19 protein-coding genes are annotated in these 20,261 nt (G+C 68.7%); 14 read left to right on the forward strand and 5 right to left on the reverse strand.

Annotated elements, in window-relative coordinates:
* Positions 1-86: 86 nt before the first annotated feature.
* The 4 genes from ON33_RS17150 to ON33_RS17165 form a co-directional block, all read right to left on the reverse strand.
* Positions 87-1,085 carry a sigma-70 family RNA polymerase sigma factor gene (locus ON33_RS17150; RefSeq protein WP_040859977.1) on the reverse strand — a complete coding sequence of 333 codons (999 nt, stop codon included), beginning with the start codon at positions 1,083-1,085 and terminating at the stop codon, positions 87-89.
* Positions 1,086-1,129: 44 nt separating this feature from the next.
* On the reverse strand, positions 1,130-1,870 hold the full coding sequence (locus ON33_RS17155) for an SDR family oxidoreductase (RefSeq protein ID WP_040859978.1): 741 nt from the start codon (positions 1,868-1,870) through the stop codon (positions 1,130-1,132).
* A 70-nt stretch (positions 1,871-1,940) separates the two neighbouring features.
* Positions 1,941-2,498, reverse strand: a complete 558-nt coding sequence (gene rsmD, locus ON33_RS17160; RefSeq protein WP_040859979.1) for a 16S rRNA (guanine(966)-N(2))-methyltransferase RsmD — start codon at positions 2,496-2,498, stop codon at positions 1,941-1,943.
* Positions 2,495-5,899 carry a pyruvate carboxylase gene (locus tag ON33_RS17165; RefSeq protein WP_040859980.1) on the reverse strand — a complete coding sequence of 1,135 codons (3,405 nt, stop codon included), beginning with the start codon at positions 5,897-5,899 and terminating at the stop codon, positions 2,495-2,497. Before ON33_RS17165 ends, rsmD begins: the two co-directional genes overlap by 4 nt.
* Positions 5,900-6,289: 390 nt before the next feature.
* Between ON33_RS17165 and ON33_RS17170 the strand changes: the two genes are divergently transcribed.
* The 6 genes from ON33_RS17170 to ON33_RS39720 all read left to right on the forward strand — a co-directional run bounded on the left by ON33_RS17170 (position 6,290) and on the right by ON33_RS39720 (position 12,407).
* A complete protein-coding gene (locus ON33_RS17170) occupies positions 6,290-7,489 on the forward strand; it encodes a DUF7373 family lipoprotein (protein WP_245550569.1) in 1,200 nt (399 codons plus the stop codon).
* A gap of 4 nt (positions 7,490-7,493) precedes the next feature.
* Positions 7,494-8,738: a DUF7373 family lipoprotein gene (locus ON33_RS17175; protein WP_051152386.1), complete on the forward strand. Its 1,245-nt coding sequence runs from the start codon at positions 7,494-7,496 to the stop codon at positions 8,736-8,738.
* Positions 8,735-9,934: a DUF7373 family lipoprotein gene (locus ON33_RS17180; RefSeq protein WP_040859982.1), complete on the forward strand. Its 1,200-nt coding sequence runs from the start codon at positions 8,735-8,737 to the stop codon at positions 9,932-9,934. The genes ON33_RS17175 and ON33_RS17180 overlap by 4 nt, the downstream gene beginning before the upstream one ends.
* Positions 9,935-10,007: 73 nt before the next feature.
* Entirely contained in the window at positions 10,008-11,531 is a 1,524-nt protein-coding gene (locus tag ON33_RS44025) for a serine/threonine-protein kinase (RefSeq protein ID WP_051152395.1), read from the forward strand.
* Between the two features lie 121 nt (positions 11,532-11,652).
* A complete protein-coding gene (locus ON33_RS17190; RefSeq protein ID WP_157184581.1) occupies positions 11,653-12,189 on the forward strand; it encodes a hypothetical protein in 537 nt (178 codons plus the stop codon).
* 41 nt (positions 12,190-12,230) lie between these two features.
* A complete protein-coding gene (locus ON33_RS39720; protein WP_083869037.1) occupies positions 12,231-12,407 on the forward strand; it encodes a DUF1737 domain-containing protein in 177 nt (58 codons plus the stop codon).
* On the opposite strand, the gene ON33_RS17195 is transcribed toward ON33_RS39720, so the two are convergent.
* Positions 12,370-13,287, reverse strand: coding sequence for a helix-turn-helix domain-containing protein (locus ON33_RS17195; RefSeq protein ID WP_063711016.1), 918 nt, complete (start codon positions 13,285-13,287; stop codon positions 12,370-12,372). The two genes, ON33_RS39720 and ON33_RS17195, sit on opposite strands and share 38 nt — an antisense overlap.
* Before the next feature lie 98 nt (positions 13,288-13,385).
* On the opposite strand from ON33_RS17195, the gene ON33_RS17200 reads away from it, so the two are divergent.
* The 8 genes from ON33_RS17200 to ON33_RS17235 all read left to right on the forward strand — a co-directional run bounded on the left by ON33_RS17200 (position 13,386) and on the right by ON33_RS17235 (position 20,257).
* Entirely contained in the window at positions 13,386-14,600 is a 1,215-nt protein-coding gene (locus ON33_RS17200) for a DUF445 domain-containing protein (RefSeq protein WP_040859985.1), read from the forward strand.
* Between the two features lie 216 nt (positions 14,601-14,816).
* Positions 14,817-16,238: a short-chain fatty acyl-CoA regulator family protein gene (locus ON33_RS17205; protein WP_040859986.1), complete on the forward strand. Its 1,422-nt coding sequence runs from the start codon at positions 14,817-14,819 to the stop codon at positions 16,236-16,238.
* A 364-nt stretch (positions 16,239-16,602) separates the two neighbouring features.
* Positions 16,603-16,995, forward strand: coding sequence for a hypothetical protein (locus ON33_RS17210; RefSeq protein ID WP_040859987.1), 393 nt, complete (start codon positions 16,603-16,605; stop codon positions 16,993-16,995).
* Positions 16,985-17,896: a hypothetical protein gene (locus ON33_RS17215; protein WP_040859988.1), complete on the forward strand. Its 912-nt coding sequence runs from the start codon at positions 16,985-16,987 to the stop codon at positions 17,894-17,896. The genes ON33_RS17210 and ON33_RS17215 overlap by 11 nt, the downstream gene beginning before the upstream one ends.
* 141 nt (positions 17,897-18,037) lie before the next feature.
* Positions 18,038-18,460, forward strand: coding sequence for a roadblock/LC7 domain-containing protein (locus ON33_RS17220; RefSeq protein ID WP_051152388.1), 423 nt, complete (start codon positions 18,038-18,040; stop codon positions 18,458-18,460).
* Positions 18,461-18,484: 24 nt separating this feature from the next.
* Positions 18,485-18,856, forward strand: coding sequence for a hypothetical protein (locus ON33_RS17225; RefSeq protein ID WP_040859989.1), 372 nt, complete (start codon positions 18,485-18,487; stop codon positions 18,854-18,856).
* A gap of 332 nt (positions 18,857-19,188) precedes the next feature.
* A complete protein-coding gene (locus tag ON33_RS41325; protein ID WP_063711017.1) occupies positions 19,189-19,410 on the forward strand; it encodes a DUF397 domain-containing protein in 222 nt (73 codons plus the stop codon).
* Positions 19,411-19,513: 103 nt separating this feature from the next.
* On the forward strand, positions 19,514-20,257 hold the full coding sequence (locus ON33_RS17235; protein ID WP_051152389.1) for a hypothetical protein: 744 nt from the start codon (positions 19,514-19,516) through the stop codon (positions 20,255-20,257).
* Positions 20,258-20,261 lie beyond the last annotated feature (4 nt).

A 20,261-nucleotide genomic window follows, 5' to 3' on the forward strand; every position in this document is an offset into this window, starting at 1 on the left:
TTTGTGACGATGCCCGCCGTGTTCGCGCACGGCGGGCATCGCCGTATCCTCCACTCCCGCTTCGGCTCTCGACGGCCGGCCGGGCCTCAGAGTTCCAGCGCGGCCGCCGCGCCGAAGGTGCGGACCAGGGCCGGGTCGTTGAACGCGGTGATGCGCCCGATCCTGGCCCCGATCAGGGTCAGGACGTGAATCCCGTAGGCCTCGTAGTGGTGGTCGTCGACGCGTTTGTGAATGATGAAGGCGGGCTGGCCATTCGCGCGGGTCGGCGTGAAACGCCACAGGCCCGGCCGCAGGATACGGCTGCGCAGGAATCCCAGGACCGCCTCGCGTCCGGTGAACCACGTTGGCGTGGGCGGCATTTCCATCTCCACGTCGGTACGCAGGAGTTCGAGCAGCGCGGCATGGTCGGCGCGGGTGAACGCGTCGACATAGCCGTCGAGCAGCCGCCGCTGCGCGAGTTCCTCCGGCTCGGCCAGGTCCGCCTCCACCGGCCCGGCCTGCGCCAATCGGCTCCGCGCCCGCCGCAGCGCACTGTCCACGGCGGTCGGCGTGGTGTTTAGCATGGCGGCGACCTCCGCGGTCCGGAAGGCCAGCACGTCGCGTAGCGTCAGCACCGCGCGCTGCCGGGCGGGCAGAAGTTGCAGTGCCGCGATGAAGGCCAGCCGCACCCCCGTCCGCCCGGCCACGATGGCGGCCGGATCGTCGAACCCGAACAACGAGTCCGGCGCGGGCTGCAACCACGCCACCCCGGGTTCCCGGGCCGCCATCGCCACCCGGTGATCGTCCTCCGGCGCGCCCAGCCCCGACGGCAGCGGCCTACGCGAACGCCCTTCCAGCGCGGTCAGGCAGGCCATGGTGGCGATCTTGTACAGCCAGTGCCGCAGCGACGACCGGCCCTCGAACCCGCCGAACCCCCGCCAGGCCCGCAGGTAGGTCTCCTGCACCAGGTCCTCGGCATCGTGCACCGACCCCAGCATGCGATAGCAGTGCGCGAGCAGCTCCGGCCGGAATCGCTGTGTGAGAGCGGCGAATTCGCGCTCGGTGGGCGCTGCGGTGACCGCGGGCCGTTCGGTGTCGGAGGGCATGGCCGCTACTCCCGGAGGTGCGCTGGTCGTCATGGTCGCGACCCTCAGCCGATCTGCTTCAGCCCGGCGCCGCTCACCAAGTATTCCGCGGCACTGCCGAGATCATCGGCGAGTTCGACCACCGCCTTGCCGACCTGCTCGGGCGTGAGCACCGGCCCCATTTCGGCGAGATAGGTCTCCACGTCGATACCCTGCCGGGCGGCATACCCCGCGACCGCCTTCTCACCGAGCCCGGTGGCCGGTGTCAGCCGGGGCAGCAGGGCCACGAACCGAATGCCGAGCCCCGCGCGGTCCGATTCCTCGGCGGCGTAGGTCCGGATGAATCGGATGGTGGACTTGGCTCCGGCGTATCCGCCGCTGAGCGGCGACCCCGCCAGCGCGGCCCCGCTCGACATGGCGATCACCGCGCTCCCCGAGGGCAGCGGCTCCCGCAGGGCGGCCCCGATCCAGACGAACGCCTGCTTGGTATCGGTCTCCCAGTTGCGACTGAAGGTCTTCCAGGTCTGCTCGTGCACGGGGGCCAGAGGCGGAGTGGCCCCGGCATTGAGCACCAGTAATTCCGGCCGGTACCCGCGAATCACCTTCTGCGCCACGGCTTCCTCGGTAGCGTCGGCCGCCACCGGCACGAACCGGTCCCCGAGCTCCGTGCGAACGTCCTGCAAGGCCTGCTCGTCCCGCGCCACGCCGATCACCCGCGCACCCGAGGCGACGAGCGAGGCGCCGATCGCCCGCCCGAATCCCCGGCTCGCACCGGTGACCACGGCGGTCCGTATCGAATCCGACATCACGTACTCCCTACTCCGGTCTGTTCCTGTCGGTATTCAGACCGGCGGGAGCCGGGAAATCCGTCGGGTATCAGCCCTCGAATTCGGCCAGATCGATGCGGGTTTCGCCGTAGGTGCGCGATTTCAGCGGCGCGTAGCCGTCGGGCCAGGACACCTCGGGCGAGCGGGTGGAGCGTTCGACGACGATGAGGGCGTCGTCGTGGAGCCAGCCGTTGGCGGCGAGGGCGCGGAGGTCGGCCTGCACCTCGGCGACGTCGAGGTCGTAGGGCGGGTCGGAGAAGACCAGGTCGTAGCGTTCCGGCGGCGCACCCGACAGGACGCTGGTGACCGAGTTCTGGCGTAGCTCCGCGCCCGGCAGCCCGAGGTCGCCGATATTGCCGCGAATGATGGCGGCTGCCTTGCGGTCCGCTTCGATGAGCAGCGCGTGCGCGGCGCCGCGGGACAGCGCCTCCAGGGCCAGTGCCCCCGAGCCCGCGTAGAGGTCGAGGACGTGCAGGCCGTCGAAATCCATGCGAGCGTGCAGGAGGCTGAACAGCGCCTCACGCACACGGTCGGAGGTGGGGCGGGTGCCCGCCGGGGGGACGCGCAGGCGTCGGCCCCCGGCGGTACCCGCCACGATGCGGGTCATTCGGCGGCGGCCTCGGTGAGGCTCACGTCGACGAGCAGGTCTCCGCCCTCCACCTGCTGCACCTTGGCGATGGCCACGCGGCGGACCACGCCGGCGCGCGGGGCGGTGATGGCGGCCTCCATCTTCATGGCCTCGATGGTGCCGATGGTGTCGCCCGCCGCGACCGAATCGCCTTCGGAGACGGCCAGGGTCACCACGCCGGCGAAGGGCGCGGCGATGTGACCGGCATTGGTCTTGTCGGCCTTCTCGGCGGTGGGGATCTCACTGGCGATGGAGCGGTCGCGCACCGTGATGGGGCGCAGCTGCCCGTTGAGGATGCACATGACCGTCCGCATGCCGCGCTCGTCGGGCTCGGAGATGGCCTCCAGGCCGATGAGCAGGGTGACGCCCTTGTCGAGCTGAACGTGGTGTTCCTCGTCGTGGCGCAGGCCGTAGAAGAACTGGTTGGCCGACAGCCCGGTGGTGTCGCCGAACTTCTCGCGGTGGGCGACGAATTCGGCGGTGGGTCCGGGGAACAGCAGGCGGTTGAGGGTGGCCCGGCGCTCGGCCGAGGTCCCGCTCAGCCCGGCCTCGTCGGCCACGGTCAGCTGGGTCTCCGGCTTGGCCGGACCGCGACCGGCCAGGGCCCGGCTGCGGAACGGCTCGGGCCAGCCACCGGCCGGGGTGCCGAGTTCGCCGCGCAGGAAGCCGATGACGGAGTCCGGGATGTCGAATCGGCCCGGATCGGCGGCGAAGTCCTCGACGTCGACGCCGCTGCCGACGAGCGACAGCGCCAGGTCGCCGACCACCTTGGACGACGGGGTGACCTTGACCAGGCGGCCCAGCATCCGGTCCGCCGCGGCGTATTTGGCCTCGACCTCCTCGAACTGGTCGCCCAGGCCGAGCGCGATGGCCTGCTGACGCAGGTTCGACAGCTGACCGCCCGGGATCTCGTGGTGGTAGACGCGGCCCGTCGGGCCCGGCAGCCCGGATTCGAAGGGCGCGTACACCTTTCGCAGCGCCTCCCAGTACGGCTCGAGGTCGCAGACGTTCTGCAGGTTCAGCCCGGTGTCGTGGGGCGAGTTCGCCGCGGCCGCGACGATGGCCGAGAGCGCGGGCTGGGAGGTGGTGCCCGCCATGGGCGCCGACGCGCCGTCGACGGCGTCCGCGCCGGCCTGCCAGGCCGCCAGGTAGGTGGCCAGCTGGCCGCCCGGGGTGTCGTGGGTGTGCACGTGCACGGGCAGGTCGAACTCCCGCCGCAGGGCGGTGACCAGGGTGGACGCGGCGGGTGCGCGCAGCAGTCCGGCCATGTCCTTGATGCCGATGACGTGCGCACCGGCCTCCACGATCTGCTCGGCGAGCTTGAGGTAGTAGTCGAGGGTGTAGAGGTCCTCGGTCGGGCTCGACAGGTCGCCGGTGTAGGACAGCGCGACTTCGGCCAGGGCCGTGCCGGTTTCGCGGACGGCGTCGATGGCCGGGCGCATCTGGTCGACATTGTTGAGCGCGTCGAAGATGCGGAAGATGTCGATACCGGTGGCGGTCGCCTCGGAAACGAATGCGCGCGTGACCTTTTCGGGGTACGGCGTGTAGCCGACGGTGTTGCGGCCGCGCAGCAGCATCTGCAGGTTGATGTTCGGGACGGCCTCGCGCAGCGCGGCGAGCCGCTCCCACGGGTCCTCGTAGAGGAAGCGCAGCGCCACGTCATAGGTTGCGCCGCCCCAGCATTCGATGGACAGCAGCTCGGGCGTCATGCGCGCCACGTGCCCGGCCACGTCGAGCAGGCCGTTGGTGCGGACCCGGGTGGCCAGCAGCGACTGGTGCGCGTCGCGGAAGGTGGTGTCGGTGACGGCCACGCCCTCGCGGTTGCGCAGCCACTGCGCGAAGCCCTCCGGTCCCAGCTCGAGCAGCCGCTGCCGGGAGCCGGCCGGGGGCGGCACGGTCATGTCGAGGGCGGGCAGCTTGTCGTGCGGGTAGACCTTGGTGGGCCGGGAACCGTGCGGCTTGTTCACGGTGACGTCGGCCAGGTACTGCAGGATCTTGGTGCCGCGGTCGGCCGAGCTCTTCAGGGTGAGCAGCTCCGGGCGCTCGTCGATGAACGAGGTGGTCACCTTGCCCGCGCGGAAGTCCGGATCGTCCAGCACCGCCATCAGGAAGGGGATGTTGGTCGTCACGCCGCGGATGCGGAATTCGGCGACCGCGCGCCGGGCGCGCGCCACGGCGGTGTCGAAGTCACGGCCGCGGCAGGTCAGCTTGACCAGCATGGAGTCGAAGTAGGCGCCGACCTCCGCGCCGACATTCGCGCCACCGTCCAGGCGCACGCCCGCGCCACCGGGCGAGCGGTAGCCGGTGATGCGGCCGGTGTCGGGCCGGAAGCCGTTGGCCGGGTCCTCGGTGGTGATGCGGCACTGCAGGGCCGCGCCGCGAATGTGGATGGCGTCCTGGCTCAGTCCCAGATCCGCCAGGCTCTCGCCGGCCGCGATACGCAGCTGCGACTGCACCAGGTCGACATCGGTGATCTCCTCGGTCACCGTGTGCTCCACCTGGATTCGCGGGTTCATCTCGATGAACACGTGGTTGCCGCGCTCGTCGAGCAGGAATTCCACGGTGCCCGCGCAGGAGTAGCCGATCTCCTTGGCGAAGGCCACGGCGTCGGCGCAAATGCGGTCGCGCAGTGCGGGATCCAGGTTGGGGGCGGGCGCGAGTTCGATCACCTTCTGGTGGCGGCGCTGCAGCGAGCAGTCGCGCTCGTAGAGGTGGATGACATTGCCCTGTTGGTCGGCCAGGATCTGGACCTCGATGTGGCGGGGGTTGACCACCGCCTGCTCGAGGAACACGGTCGCGTCGCCGAAGGCGGATTCGGCCTCGCGCGCCGCGGCCTCGATGGACTCGCGCAGCTGGGCCGGGTCGGTGACCCGCCGCATGCCGCGCCCGCCGCCGCCGGCCACGGCCTTGACGAACAGCGGGAATTCCATGGCCTCCGACGCGGCCATGAGCGCGTCGACGTCGGCGGACGGTTCGCTCGACCGCAGCACCGGCAGTCCGGCGGCCTTGGCGGCGGCGATGGCCCGCGCCTTGTTACCGGTCAGTTCAAGCACCTGCGAGGAAGGGCCGATGAAGGTGATGCCCTCGCGGGCGCAGGCGGCGGCCAGGTCCGGGTTCTCCGACAGGAAGCCGTAGCCCGGGTAGATGGCGTCCGCCCCGGCGCTCTTGGCGGCCTTGATGATCTCCTCGATCGAGAGATACGCCCGCACCGGGTGTCCGGGCTCACCGATTTGGTAGGCCTCGTCGGCCTTGAGCCGGTGCACGGAGTTGCGGTCCTCGTACGGAAAAACCGCGACGGTACCGATGCCGAGTTCGTAGGCCGCGCGGAAGGCGCGAATGGCGATCTCGCCGCGGTTGGCGACCAGGACTTTGGAGAACATGCGTAGAAGGTACCTGCCCGGAGATACGGATCGGGCATCGAAGTCCCGTTCGGTGCAATCTTCACAGGACGGACTTCTCGCTTGCGAATTTGTGTTAATCACCGCGATACATCCCTGCCGGTGAGGGTTGCGGCCCTCCTACCACTGAATTCGCCGTCATGCTAAGAACAGCGGCCTCGCGACCCGCCGCCGCGCGGGCGCGCGCCGAGACGTCCCGGTGCCCGGATTGCCGCGCGATCGTGTCCGAGACCACAGCCGGCGCAGCCGGGAGACCATCGGCGACGCAGCGGGGAGACCGGACCCCGGCCGCGCCGGAGGCCGCGGGCGGCCCGGCCAAAGCGGCGCGAGATCACTTGCGCGACGGTAAAATCCGCCGTGAGGAGGGGTCGGTTGAGATCGTTCGCGACGCGCGCACCGTTGCTGTGCTGCCTCGCCGTCCTGCTCGCCGCCGTGACCGGCTGCACGGCCAACGTTCCCGGGCAACCGGTGCGGCAGCAGACCGATCCGGCCGCCCTCGAGGTCGGCAACTATCAGATCACCCCGCGCATGGTGGGAAATGCCAAGACGGACAAGCAATCTCGCATCCGCGAGTCGCAGCGACTGTCGGATTACGTGGCACTGCCGTTCGAGGCCGACAAGGAGTACGCCTACCAGTGCTCCAATGACGTTCGCCCGCACATCGTCACCAATCACAAGGGCCTGGGCGACATCCTCATCAATGACACCTTCGACGACATCGCCCACGATCTGCGCGGCGGCTGGGTCGATACCTGGTGCACCGGATCCGATTCCGACGACAAGCACCGCAGGCTGAGCATCGCGGTGCTGGAGTTGCCGGACGCGGGGCGCGCCGCGGCCGTCGGTCCCGCGCTCGAGCACGACGACTTCACCTACAACGTCGACAACCGTCCCGTCACGCTGCCGAAATACACTGACAGCAAGGCCCATTGGCGGCCGAACGTGGCCTCGATCGGCTCCTGGACCGTGCACGATCGCTACGTCGTGTTCATCAAGGTGGTCGATGAGCTCGCGACCGCGCCGAATCTGGCCGACCTGAGCGCCCGCACCGAGCGGATGCTGGATGTCGCGCTGCCACTGCTGGACGCCTTCCAGCCGACGCCCGCGGACAAATTCGAGCACATGCCGCTCGACCCGGACGGCATTCTCGCCCGCACCCTGCCGACGAATCCCGAGGAACCCATGCGGCCCGACCCGGACGGGGCGTACACCGGCCGCGGCGCGCTGCAGAGCCTGAGCGACGCCGATCTCGATTTCCTCACCGTCGGCGATATCGATTTGGTCGGCTACGGCGACGCGCTGGTATTCCACAGCCGGACCGGGACGGCGGCCCGCGCGCTGTGGGACCGCTGGAATCCGGCCACGGACACCTCCGGCGAGCGCCGGAGCATCGCCGCGCCGCCGGGATTCCCCGGTGACATCGGCTGTTTCGCGGTCCTGGAGAACGGGAGCGTCGTCGCCAACCAGTGCACCTTCCACGTGGACCGGTACACGGTGCAGGTCGGCGCGCTCAATGTGCCGGAGCTGTATCAGAAGACGGCGGCCGAGTACGTGCTGGTGACGAGCAGGTGACGGTATGAGGCGAATCCGCGAATCCCGCAGGCTGCGCACGATTCTGGTGGTCTTGTCTGCGGTGACCACCGTCCTGACGTTCGCCATCGCGGTGGCGTCGTCGACCGTTCCGGGTCACCCGAACCCCGGGATGACCCCGGCCGACCTCTCGAAACTCATTGTCGGGCCGTATCCCTCGGCCCCGATCGACTACGCGCCGCCCTACTCGGACGTGAGAGACGCGTATCAGATCGAGTCGCGCCGCATGATGACCTATCTGGTCGGCCCGGACGAAATCGATCCCGACGTCACGTATCTGGGCGGGGCGCGGGTGCTGGACGCCTCCGACGCCAACTTCGACGACACCGACGGACCCTTCCCCAAGGCCTGGCAGGCGGTCGCGCAGACCAACCGGATGATCGCGGGGGCCTATATCTCGCGCAACAACAACAGCGTTCGGGCGCGTAAGCACATCACCCTCGCGATCATGCGGTTCCCCACCGCGCAGGCCGCCCAGGCCGCGATCGACGGGTTCGCCGGCGCATTGGCCGCCCCTGGGCTGCACCCGATCCCGCTCGACGGCGTCGACGCGCGGGCCTCCTCGATCACCGATGCCAAGGGACAGGTCTTCGCGGTGCGCGGTGTGTACGCGATCGTCGGCCACGCGGTGATCCCCCAGGCCGACCCGGCCGCGCTGGGGGTGCGGCTGAAGGCGATGGCGCAGGCCCAGCTGGTCCGGATGGCGGAGCTGACACCGACACCGCTGGAGGATCTCCCGGATCTGCCGATCAACCCCGGCAACATGCTGGGGCTGACGCTGCCGAACAAGTACGACTCCTCCGACAACGACCAGTTCGGATGGAATCACGGCGGTGTCTACACACCGGCGGGCGCTCTGCACTACGAACGCGACGGCGCCGCCGCCCGCAAGGCGTTCGCGGCGGCCGGAGTGGATCTGGTCGCTCGCAATGCCGCGACCGTCTACCGCACCCGGGATCTGGCGGCGGCCTTCGGTTTACAGGCCGCGCTCACCACGCTGGGCCGCGATGACGACGAGTTTCCCACTCCGCCCGGCATCACCGACGCGCACTGCATCCAGCTGGACGAACCCGAGCCGATCCGCCGCTACACCTACCTCTGCGCAGTCGTGTACGGCCGGTATGTCGCGGTGATCGGGGCGGAGGCGCGTTTCAGCGGTGGCGCGCCGGCCTCGTTCCCGCAACGGGTTTCGGCGCAGTACTCGATGCTGGCCAGGAGCGGGCAGTCATGACACGTGCCCGCCTCGCGACCTGGTCCGGCCGGCCGGCGGCGCTGGCGCTGGCCGTCGCCCTCGCGGCCGGGTGCGGCACGGATCACCACGAGCCCGCCACACCCGCGTCGAGGGCCGCGATCGTCGATGCCGCCCAACTGGATCCGGGCAACTACCCGGTGGTGCCGCGCACCATCCAGGGCCATCGGCCCGACATCACGGTGGGCGACCTGGTGCAGGAGTCGATCCGGATGGCCGAGCACGTGCCGCTCGCCTTGGACATCGACGGCCGCCTGGTGTTCAACAATTCCGCGCACGCGATCACGGCGGACTATCCGCCGATGAGCATCGACAACTTCAATGAGCGGGCTCCGGGCCTGATCTCGGGCTGGGAGTCGGGCGGGCGGCACCGGTCCGACACCACGCTCGGGCTGAACGTGGACATCACGGTGCTGCGGTTCGCGAAGCCGGAACAGGCCACTGCCGCCGGGAAGTTCCTTGTGGGCCTTGCCAGTCCGGATTATCCGGACAAGGGCCCGGTGCAGATTCCGGGCTACCCCACGGCGAAGGCCGCGCTGAACTCCCTCGAATCGGTGAAGGCCACCTACGCCCAGGACAACTACCTCTACTGGCTCCACGTCGAGGACGACCTCACGGTGCCCGAGGGTCCCGGCGTACTGCTGGACGCGGCGAAGGTGTTCCTGGACAAGACGATCGAGTCCATGAAGGACTACCGGCCCACCCCGCCGGATCAGCTCTCGGGGTTGCTCGCCGATCCCGATGATCTGCTCTCGCGCACTCTGCCGCCGGGCAAGGGCCAGATCTGGGCGACCGAGGGACTGTACGGTCCGCACGCCGCCCTCACCCTCGACGATCGGCCGGCGGTCACCCGGCGCGCCTTCGACGAGAACGGCGTCGACCTGGTGGCGCACGCGCTCACCGGCGTCTACCGGACCCGGGACGCGGTCGGCGCGCAGCGGCTCACCGGCACCTTCGTCGACGAGCTGGCCGACCGGTACAAACCCATCGACCCGCCGCCCGGCCTCGCGACCGCTCGGTGCCTGCAACTGAAGGACGAGAAGACCTCCGCCGGAGCGAAATTCATGTGCTACCTGCCCTACAACCACTATGTGGCCGAGGTGTACGCCGACCAGTCCCAGGATCTGCGCCAACGACTTTCGGCCCAGTACTACCTGCTCGCCTACGGGCACATCTGATGCCCGGCCGGGTGCGGGGATCGTTGCTACATTCGTAGGGTCGGGATCCCGGCAGTGCTGAGGGAGGATGTCCATGCCGTTGCGGCCCGGCACGATCGTGGGCGGCTACCGGGTGATCCGGGTCCTCGGCAGCGGCGGTATGGGCACCGTGTATCTGGTGCAGGATCCGATGTTCCCGCGGCGACTCGACGCCCTGAAGGTGCTCAGCGCCGACCTGTCCCACGACGAGGTCTATCGCGCGCGGTTCGAGCGCGAGGCGAATCTCGCTGCGGAACTGGATCATCCGAACATCGTCACGGTGTACGCCCGCGGCGAGGAGGACGGGCGGCTGTGGATCGCCATGCAGTACGTGCCCGGTACCGACGCCGCCGTGGAGTTGAAGAAGCACCCCGACGGCATGACGCCGCGGCGGGCGCTGCGCATCATCACCGAGGTCGGCAAGGCCCTCGATTACGCGCATCGGCGCGGGCTGCTGCACCGTGACGTGAAGCCCGCGAACTTCCTGCTCTCGCCGGGTGAGCAGGACGCGAACCCGGGTGACGAGGAGCGGGTGCTGCTCACCGATTTCGGTGTGGCCAAATCGATTACCGACGGCCGCGAGCTCACCGGCACCGACGCGCTGATGGCGACCCTGGCCTACGCGCCGCCCGAACGACTGGTCGCCGGGCCGCTCGACCATCGAGGCGACATCTACAGTCTGGGTTGCGCTTTCGTGAAGCTGCTCACCGGCCACACCCCGTTCCCGGTGACCTCGCTGGCCCAGGCTACCCTGGGTCACCTCCAGGAGCCGCCGCCCGCGCTGAGCCCGCGGCGCCCGGATCTGCCGTCGGCGCTGGACGCCGTCATCGCCAGGGTGCTGGCAAAGGACCCGGACCACCGCTACGCCACCTGCCGCGACTTCACCCGTGACGCGGAGCTCGCGTTGCAGGGCCGGATGCCTTCCGCCGCACCGATTGTCCCGACGCCGCCGATCGCCGTCCGGCCGCTTGCCGAGGACGAGCAACCTACCGTCCGGATCGACCCGCCGCAGCCGAGCCAGTGGCGGTTGCTCGCCGTGGCCATCGTGGCGATGGTGGTGCTACTGGGTGTGTCGGGCGTCGCCGTCGTTCTGGCCGCGAACCACGATTCCGGCGGTTCGGCCGGTGCGACCACCACCGTGCACACCGATGCGCTGGAGCAGGTTCGCTCCGCCCACCCCACCTTCCAGGGCAAGACCGTCGCCGCGTTCAACTTCGGCGACGGCAGCCTCTCCGCCGACCTGGACACCAGTGACCAGGCGAAGTTCCTGGTGGACATCGGCTTTCGCTACACCACCGAATTCCGCGCCCAGTCCGGCGAGGCGTCACCGCGCCCACTGTCGCCCTCCGACGTCGCGGTCCCCGACGTCGATATCGTGATCGTGGTGCGTACCGACAAGCAGGCGGGCAACGGCGGTCTGCGCGGGCTGCCCAGCGGTTTCGTCTCCTCCAACCTGACCCATGCCCGGCTGGTCATCGTCGACGATCCCTTGACCGCCCGGGCCTTTCAGACCTGGACCGACCGCTCCCCCGATGTGCTGGTCCAGAAGGTCGTGCCCGCGATCGTGAAGGTGCTCTGAGCCGACCCGTTCCGAAACCGGTTCTCCCACAGGGGCGAAAGGGCAGTCCGGCGCAGTTGCGCCACCGTGGTTGGCCGGACACACCGGTCCTGTTACGCTCCGCCCCGGACAGGAGGTCGAGGTGCTCGGAAAGCAGTGGGGGGTCCGGTGCCTGCTGGCGGTGGCCGTGCTGGCGCCGGCGGGATGCGGATCGTCTCCGACAACCCAGATCAGCCCCGGCGCAACAACTTCCGCGCACTCGAACCGGGATCTGTGCACGCGGATGATCGATTTCTTCCACAACACGCTCGGAGTTCCCGAGGCGCAGGTGGCCGAACTCAGCCAGGGCACGATCGACGCTTCGATCGACACCACCGGATCCTGCTATCTGAACCTGCAGCGCCGCGCCCCCTACGTGGCGTGGCTGACGGTCCGCAATATGCACAAAACGGACCACTCCGACCCGATCGGCGCCCGCTACCAGCGCCTGGACGGTTTCGGTGAGGATGTCTGGCGCACCCCCGACGACAGCTACCTGACCCGGGTCGGCACCTGGGAGGGCATGCTCGCCATCGACGACAAGATCGCCGCGACCAGCTCGGTCCCACTGAGGATGACCGACCAGAAGGTCCAGGACACCATCCAATTCCTCATCGCGACCACCCGCGAGATGCAATAGCGCCCGCCGCTCCGGCACCCGCCGACCCCTAGGCTGGCGTCATGACCGAGCAACCGCGACTGCGCTATCGACTGATCACCGGGCCCGACGACGCGACGTTCTGTGAGCGGATCAGCGCACTGCTGGACGAGGGGTATCGATTGCACGGGTCACCGGCGGTGACCTTCGACGGCACCTCGGTCATCGCCGCGCAGGCGGTGGTGTGGGGCGAGGACTGACGGGCTCGAGGCCGTCGCCGATGCGGCGGGCGGCCGCGGACAATTCCGTCAGGTAGCGGCGGCGTTCAGTGCGGGTGACGTCCTCACGCAGGGGGCCGATCTGTAGTTCCATGACCGCGTGGCCGGCGCCGTCGAAAACCGGGGCGCTCATATAGCTGAGCGGCAGGGTCGCGTCGCTGTCGAAGGTCTGCTGGTCGTAGGCGCTGCCGCCGAAGGTCGCCAGTTGGGCCAGCACCTTGCCCTGCAGGTCCGTGTTTCCCGGATGTTCGGCGAGGTGGTCGGCGACCTCGGAGAGCACCCGGACTCCGGGGAGGCTGTCGCGTTCGAGCCGCCAGGCGCAATAGCCGGCGGTCCGGAGGGTGTCGAGGACGGCGCGATATTCGTCACGCCGCTCGGTCCCGCGGGTGTCGATCCAATCCCGTTGGCGGGCCGCGCCGGTGTGGGCGATGATCGCGGCCCCCGCCGGGGCGAGCAGCGGAATCCGTACGCCGGATTCCATTCCCACGGTGAGGCGGTCGCGGGTGACGGCGACGAACTTCAGGTGACCGCCGCTGAGCGCGGTCAGTGCCGCACCGCAGTCGACACGGTCGGCCAGCCGCGCCAATTCCCGGTCCAGCCAGGCGCGATCGCGCTGTCCCACGGCAGCGCGCGCCCCGACCGCCGCGAGCCGCCCGCCGAGTTCATAGCGCAGATCCGGTCGCCGGCGCACCCAGCCGCTTTGGGCGAGCGCGGCCAGGATCGCTCCGGTGGTGGATCGGTTCAGATCCAGGCTGTCGGCGATCTCGGCCGAGGTGAGCGAGTCATCCTGGGCGGCCAGCAGTTCCACGATGGCGATGACACGCTGAGTGGGCGGTGAGCTCTCGGTCTTGCCAGTGGGCACGCGGGTCTCCTAGCCTGAGCCGCGGCACAAATAGCTGTACGGCTGAATACGAATAATTGCACCGAGGAGCTGGGCATGGCAACCACCGGGGTGAAGGGTTGATCGCGGATTTCGCCGACCACTGGCTGCTGTACTGTTCCATCCCGCTCGTCGCCGCACTCATCGGCTGGGTGACCAAGATCGTCGCCGTGCAGATGCTCATGTATCCGCTCGAATTCAAGGGCATCCCACCGTGGCTGGGCTGGCAGGGCGTGATTCCCCGGTCCGCGCCGCGGATGGCCACCATCGCGGTGGACCTCATGTTCGGCAAGCTCATCGATCCGCAGGACATCATCGCCCGCATCGATGTCGCCGAGCTGACCACGCGGCTGCGCGAACCCCTCGACGCCGGTGTCGATTACATGGTCCGCGCCATGATGATGAAGCATCAGCCCCGGCTCTGGGTGAACATGCCCGACGCCGCTCAGCGCGCCATCATCGAACGCGCGCAACGGGATCTGCCGCGGCTGATCGAGGACATCGTCTACGACCTGCGCACCAATCTCGACCAGGTGATGGATCTGCGCGGCATGGCCATCAGCGCGCTGGTGGACGACAAGTCGCTGCTGGTGGAGATGGTGCGCCGGGTGGGCCGCAACGAGCTGCGCTTCATCGTGCGCTCGGGTCTGATCTTCGGCACCGTGCTGGGCTTCGTGCAGATGCTCACCTGGGCGCTCACCCATTCCCCGCTGCTCATGCCCGCTTTCGGCGGTTTCACCGGTTTGATCACCGATTGGCTGGCGCTGCAGATGATCTTCCGCCCGATCCGGCCGGTCGGTATCGGCCCCCTCAAGTGGCAGGGCCTCTTCCACAAGCGCCGTGAGCAGGTCTGCACCGACTACGGCGATCTCATCGCCACCGAGATCCTGACCCCCGCACGCATTCTCGAGGCCGTCCTCAACGGCGAACGTGCTGACCGGTTGGCATCCCTGCTGAGCCGGCACGTCAGCGAGTTCCTCGAACTCCAGACCGGGCCCGCCCGCCCGCTCATGCTGATGGTCGCTCGCGACAGCTACACCGCCCTGGAACGCGACGCGGTCACCTTCGTGCTCGATCATGTGAAGGCCGCCGCCCACTCCGGCTTCGATCAGCACGCCATCGAGGCCCTGGATGTCCGCACCCTCGTCATCGAGAAGACGAAGCAACTGACCGACGACGAGTACGAGGGCCTGCTGCGCCCGGCGTTCAAACAGGACGAATGGAAGCTCGTCGCCATCGGCGCGGTGCTCGGGTTCCTGGTCGGCGAACTCCAGGTTCACCTGATTCTGGGCTGAGACCGCCTTTTTCGGCACACATTCCGAATCCCGTTCCTTCCCCGCGGCGCCGGGGTGGTCGTACGATGGGGACTCGCGCGAAAACCGCCCATAGCACCGAATTCGCATGCTACGCACAGCAGTCGCCATGGTGAAGTACCACGCAGGGTCGGCGAAGTTGCGGCGAGTCTCCTCAAATTGCGATGTTTGCGAAGTCGAATCGGTACGATCCTGCACGTGCGCAAGATGTATGCGGGCGCCCGACTACGGCGGTTGCGCGAGGAACGGCGGATGACCCAGGCGGCCTTGGCCAAATCCCTGGACCTGTCGCCCAGCTACCTCAACCAGCTCGAGCGTGATCAGCGGCCGCTCACCATTCCCGTGCTGCTGAAACTGAATTCCACCTTCGACCTCGATGTGCAGTTCTTCGCCGCGGACTCCGACGCCCGGCTGGTGTCGGACCTGCACGAGATCCTGGTGGAGGCGGCGGGAGGCAATGCCGCGCCGGTGGCCGAGGTCGAGGACCTGGCCACCCGCATGCCCGAAGTCGCGAAAATCGTTGTGGCCATGCATCGCCGACTACGGGCCGCGACCGACCAGTTGGATCTGTTGTCCTCCAAGGTGGCCACGCCCGCCGGCGCACCCGGCGTCCCCATGCCCTACGAGGACGTGCGCGACTTCTTCTACGACCACCACAATCACATCGCCCAGCTGGATCTCGCCGCCGAGCGGCTCTTCGAGGAGAACGGGCTCACCATCGGCTCCCTCGACCGCCAACTGGCCCGGGTCGCCGAGGAACGCGCCGGCGTCACCGTCCTGGTCCGCGGCGACGGCGCCGATCCGAACATTCCCAAGCGTCATTACGAACCCGAGACCCGCACCCTCACCCTGGCCCGGCGGCTGCGGCCCGGGCAGCGCGCCTTCCAGATCGCCACCACCCTGGCGTTCCTGCTGCACGGCGGCCTGCTCGACGAAGTGCTCGACGAAAGCCCCTCGCTCTCCGACGAATCCCGCACCCTGGCCCGGATCGGGCTGGCCAACTACTTCGCCGGCGCGCTCGTCCTGCCCTACGGCAAGTTCCTGCGCTCGGCCGACGAACTGCACTACGACATCGATCTGCTGAGCCTGCGCTTCGAGGTCGGCTTCGAGACCGTCTGCCATCGGCTCAGCACCCTGCAGCGGCAGGGCCAGCGCGGCGTGCCGTTCTTCCTGATCCGCACCGATCGCGCCGGCAATATCTCGAAACGCCAGTCCGCCACCGCCTTCCACTTCTCCCGGGTGGGCGGCAGCTGTCCGCTGTGGGTGGTGCACGAGGCGTTCAACCATCCCGGCCGAATGCTGTCGCAGGTCGCGTCCATGCCCGACGGACGGCGCTATCTGTGGGTGGCCCGCACCACCGCGCCCACCCCGACCGGGTTCGGCACGGCCGGAAAGGAATTCGCCATCGGTCTGGGCTGCGACATCGAATACGCCGACCGGCTGGTGTATTCGCGCGGCCTGGAGCTGGACGATCCGGCCGCGGCGGCGCCCATCGGCGCGGGCTGCAAGGTGTGCGAGCGCCCCAACTGCGCCCAGCGCGCCTTCCCGCAAATCGGGCGGCCGCTGGCGATCAGCGAGCACACCAGTTCGGATCTGCCGTATCCCCGTATGCCCCGCTGAGATTCAGCGCATACACCACCGATCGTCGATCGGGCTACCCCCGAGTTGCCCCGGCGCGCCCCCGCGAGTCCCACTCCACCGCACCGCCTTCCGATGTCCCCGGCGGGCCTCGCTCGGCTGCGCACCCATTGTCGCTGGTGAAAGCCGTGTTGCTGCGCAGCAACTCCTGCACCCATTCTGGATATCCATCCTGCCTCATTGCATTAAATACCGAATGGTATTAAATACTGTCTAGTATTCTTCATTTCCAACCCGGGAGAATGACGAGTCACCTGAATTAATCCAGCGTTTGCCACCCATCACGAGCAGATCATGTGTACCGTCTGGATTTGCTCGAAGTCTCTCCTCAAAAAATGGTGGCGTAGTGTTCGGTATCGACGGATGCCTCAAACGCATCATGGACATTCCCGGTGCATGCAGCGTAACCCTGGTAGACGGCGCGAGCGGCCTGGCCATTGCCGCAGCGGGGCGGCACGATGTGGTCGATCAACACGAAGATGCCGCTGCCGCAACCGATGTCGTACGTTCGGTGCTCACCTCCCCGGCACTCGTGACCGGTCGCGCCGGTGACGACATCACCGAGATCATCGTCTGCGGAACCCAGGGATTTCACCTGCTGAATATGATCGACGGCGATTTCGACGGGCGGCTTTTCGTGCACATCCTGTTCGACGGTGACAGCGGCAATCTCGCCATGGCTCGATACCAGCTGCGGGCAATTCTCGCCGAATTTGCCGAGGACGATCATGGACAGTGAACTCGTCCTCGAACTACGGCGGCTGGAGCAGCAACGCGGCACCGGCGCACTCGCCGTGGGCGACGGCGCATTTCATCTCGTCGAGGGCGCGATCGTGGCCGCCGAATGCCGGCGAACCACCGGACTCGACCGCATGGCGATGGCGGCCGGGCTGACCGACGCCGAGGGCTGGCGGCGCGCCCGGGCGAGCGCGAGCGGCGGGCCGCCCGCCGACGGGCTACTCACGAGCCCTCATCTGGAAACCCTTGCGCTGCTGTCGGTCTTCGACGCCGCCTACATGTTGCTGGCCGCGCCCGCGCCGCTGGAATTCCGGGACGGGCCGCCGCACTGGCTGGCCGGCGTCTGCCGCATCACCCCGGGCGCGCTCCTGCACGAATGCGCCCGCCGCGGTGATCCGGCCGCGGGCGTGTGGCCGGTGCGGCTGGTCGACCGCGTCGCCGTGGTGCCGGTGCGGCGGGTCCGGCGGCGGCGCGTCGTGCTCACCGGCGGCCAAGCCGAAGTGCTCGCCGCCGTCGACGCCCGGCACAGCATCACCGCCCTCGCCGGGGAACTGGGCCGCACCACGTACGGCTGCCTGCTCGCGGTGCGCGAGCTCACCGCAGCCGGGCTCCTCGAACCGCCCGTGGTGGTCACCTACTCGGATCCGGTCGCCCTCGCGGACCCGATCGCTATCCCGGACCCCCTCGATATGGCCGACCCGCTCGGCATCGGGAACCCACTGGCCGGGCCCGGACCGGCCGGCCCGGATCCGGCCCTGCGCGCCACCGCGACAACGGATTCCATGCCACCGCTGCGCCGCCGGGTCCGGCAGGCCACCCCCGTCGCCGTCCCCGACCGCTGGGAGCCGCCCGACCGGGACGTGCTCATCCGGCTGCGGGCAGCACTCGAGGAGCTGGCATGACCTCAGCCGGTGCACCCGGTGGGACAGAACGGGCACAACCGCTCGGCGAACGAATAGGGAGGCGGCCTTGGAGGAGCTCGCGTGACCGCGCGGAGAAGGCGGCTCGGTGAATTGATAGGAAGAAGGTTGACCAAAGTGGCGATGTCCGGCCCAGAACCGAACACGCAGGTACTCGAGGAACTGAAGTTGCTGCGGGACCGGGTGCCGCAGCTGACGGGCACGCTGGTGGCGTCCACCGACGGGCTGCTCATCGCACACGATCTGCCCACCCACATCGAACCGGCGGGCATGGCCGCGCTCACCGCCGCTCAGCTCTCACTCTCCCACCGGCTGGCCGCCACCGCGCACGGCGGCGGCTTCCACGAGGTGGTCGTGCACGGCGAAACCGGGGACGTGGTGATCTACGCGGTCGGCTGGACCGCCTCACTCACCGTGCTCGCCGGACCCGGCGCGAATATCGGCCGCCTGCACCTGGAATCGCGGCCCGCGGCCCGCGCCATCGCCGACCGCCTCGCGGCGGTGACCGGGGAGGCCGACCCCACTCAGACCCTGAACCCCAAGTGATAACACCGATTGAAAGGAAAACCCATGTCCAACATGGATATCGCACTGAAGGACATGATGGTGATCGACGGCGCCATCGGCGCGGCCGTGGTCGACTACAACAGCGGCATGGCGCTCGGCATGCTCGGCAGCTCCAAGGCGCTGGATCTCCAGGTCGCCGCCGCGGGCAATACCGAGGTGGTCAGAGCCAAGATGCGCACCATCGATCAGCTGGGCATCAACGAGGACATCGAGGACATCCTCATCACCCTCAGCGGCCAGTACCACGTCATCCGGCCCATGACGGGCCGTAAATCCAAGGGCCTGTTCCTCTATCTCGCGCTCGACCGCGGCCGCGCCAACCTGGCCATGGCCCGCCACCGCCTCAAGGGCATCGAGGAGGACCTCGAGGTGTGAGAACCCACCCGGCAGCACCCTGTTCGCCCGTACGGACGGCATCGTCGAAATCCGTACGGGCGAACGTGTCTGTGCCCATAGCGAGCCTTCGATCTTGAATCCCCATGACGGGTCACCGTTTTGCAATCGATCGGGCACGCGCCCAGCAGCTACCCGGTAGTGTGAACACCGTCGAACAATCGGTCATCCGGCCGTCTCCGTGCCCCGTGTTTCCCAGTGTTCGCATTCGTTCAGCCGATGCCAGACGGCGCTGTCCCGCATCGTGGACCCCGGCTGCTCTTCCTCGGCTCGCGTCCGCCCCGACCTGTGAAAGGACGAAAGGAACCGCTCTCATGATCACTCAGGCAGATCTGCCCGCAGGACTTCAATTGCGGACGAGCGCGGCCAGTGGCCCCCATGGCAGCTGCGTCCAGGTCGGCTACTGGCCCGGCCGTGGCATGGTCATCGCCCACAGCAAAGAAGGCCGCAACGGTGCGGTGCTGCTCTTCACGGTCCGGGAGTGGGAAGCCTTCATCCAGGGCGTGAAAGCCGACGAATTCCCCGCCGCCGGCTGATATTCCGGGCACCCCGGGCCGATCAGCCCGGCAATGACACTCGTGACCGACCGGTCCCGCGGAATGCGGCGGCGAAGGTGGGGACGGGTTAGGTTCGGTGGCTGTGGCGTTCGAATACCGGGTTGGCGACATCCTCGAGCTGTCGTGTCCGTACACCGAGGCACGGGTGACCGGGCTGACGGCTGACGATGTCCTCGTCGAATGGCCGTGGTGGGCCGTGGATCCGGCGAGCGACGGGGTGCGGTGGAACGGCGTCGTCGCGGTGGCGGCCGGACCGGACACACCCGGATGGGACCGGGAAGTGTTCCGGATCCAGCCCGCCGCCGCGGAACTCGATGCCGACTCCGGTGAACCCGCTACCGAAACGATGTGCCGCATCGGGATTCCGCCGACCGTGGTGCACGTCATCGCCGTGCGGCGGTTCGATCCGCCGCGCGTCACCGGATGGCTACCCCGCCCGCGGCGAGAGGTGGTCTTCCTGCGCGCGGGGCAGTCCGTCGATCCGGGCGCGGAGGATCAGGGCGCGTGGTTCGACCCCGAGGACGACATCCCACGACGCGTCGAATTGCGGTTCCGCCCATACGCCTTCCTGGAGATCGGCGACGAGATCGCCGACGCCGGCGGACGCGCGTGGCGCTTCGGCGGACCCTGGACCTGGCAGCCGTTCGACGGCGCCGGACCCGATGGACCCACCTGGCCGCTGCTGCTGCTCACCCGCGACGGCGACAGTGACGACGCGGCCGCCGTCGACGTCACCGAGGCGACGCTCGAGGGTTCGCACGACGAGGAACTCGCGCGCTGGCGCGAACTGGCGCGGCTGAGCCCGGAGGAACCCGACGACGAGTGAACCG

Source organism: Nocardia niigatensis NBRC 100131 (assembly GCF_000308655.1).
GTDB lineage: Bacteria > Actinomycetota > Actinomycetes > Mycobacteriales > Mycobacteriaceae > Nocardia > Nocardia niigatensis.

Coding starts and splice junctions, on each gene's coding strand:
- ON33_RS17150 (WP_040859977.1), bottom strand. CDS start 1,085: ATGCCCTCCGACACCGAACGGCCCGCGGTCACCGCAGCGCCCACCGAG.
- ON33_RS17155 (WP_040859978.1), bottom strand. CDS start 1,870: ATGTCGGATTCGATACGGACCGCCGTGGTCACCGGTGCGAGCCGGGGA.
- rsmD (WP_040859979.1), bottom strand. CDS start 2,498: ATGACCCGCATCGTGGCGGGTACCGCCGGGGGCCGACGCCTGCGCGTC.
- ON33_RS17165 (WP_040859980.1), bottom strand. CDS start 5,899: ATGTTCTCCAAAGTCCTGGTCGCCAACCGCGGCGAGATCGCCATTCGC.
- ON33_RS17175 (WP_051152386.1), top strand. CDS start 7,494: ATGAGGCGAATCCGCGAATCCCGCAGGCTGCGCACGATTCTGGTGGTC.
- ON33_RS17180 (WP_040859982.1), top strand. CDS start 8,735: ATGACACGTGCCCGCCTCGCGACCTGGTCCGGCCGGCCGGCGGCGCTG.
- ON33_RS44025 (WP_051152395.1), top strand. CDS start 10,008: ATGCCGTTGCGGCCCGGCACGATCGTGGGCGGCTACCGGGTGATCCGG.
- ON33_RS39720 (WP_083869037.1), top strand. CDS start 12,231: ATGACCGAGCAACCGCGACTGCGCTATCGACTGATCACCGGGCCCGAC.
- ON33_RS17215 (WP_040859988.1), top strand. CDS start 16,985: ATGGACAGTGAACTCGTCCTCGAACTACGGCGGCTGGAGCAGCAACGC.
- ON33_RS17220 (WP_051152388.1), top strand. CDS start 18,038: ATGTCCGGCCCAGAACCGAACACGCAGGTACTCGAGGAACTGAAGTTG.
- ON33_RS17225 (WP_040859989.1), top strand. CDS start 18,485: ATGTCCAACATGGATATCGCACTGAAGGACATGATGGTGATCGACGGC.
- ON33_RS41325 (WP_063711017.1), top strand. CDS start 19,189: ATGATCACTCAGGCAGATCTGCCCGCAGGACTTCAATTGCGGACGAGC.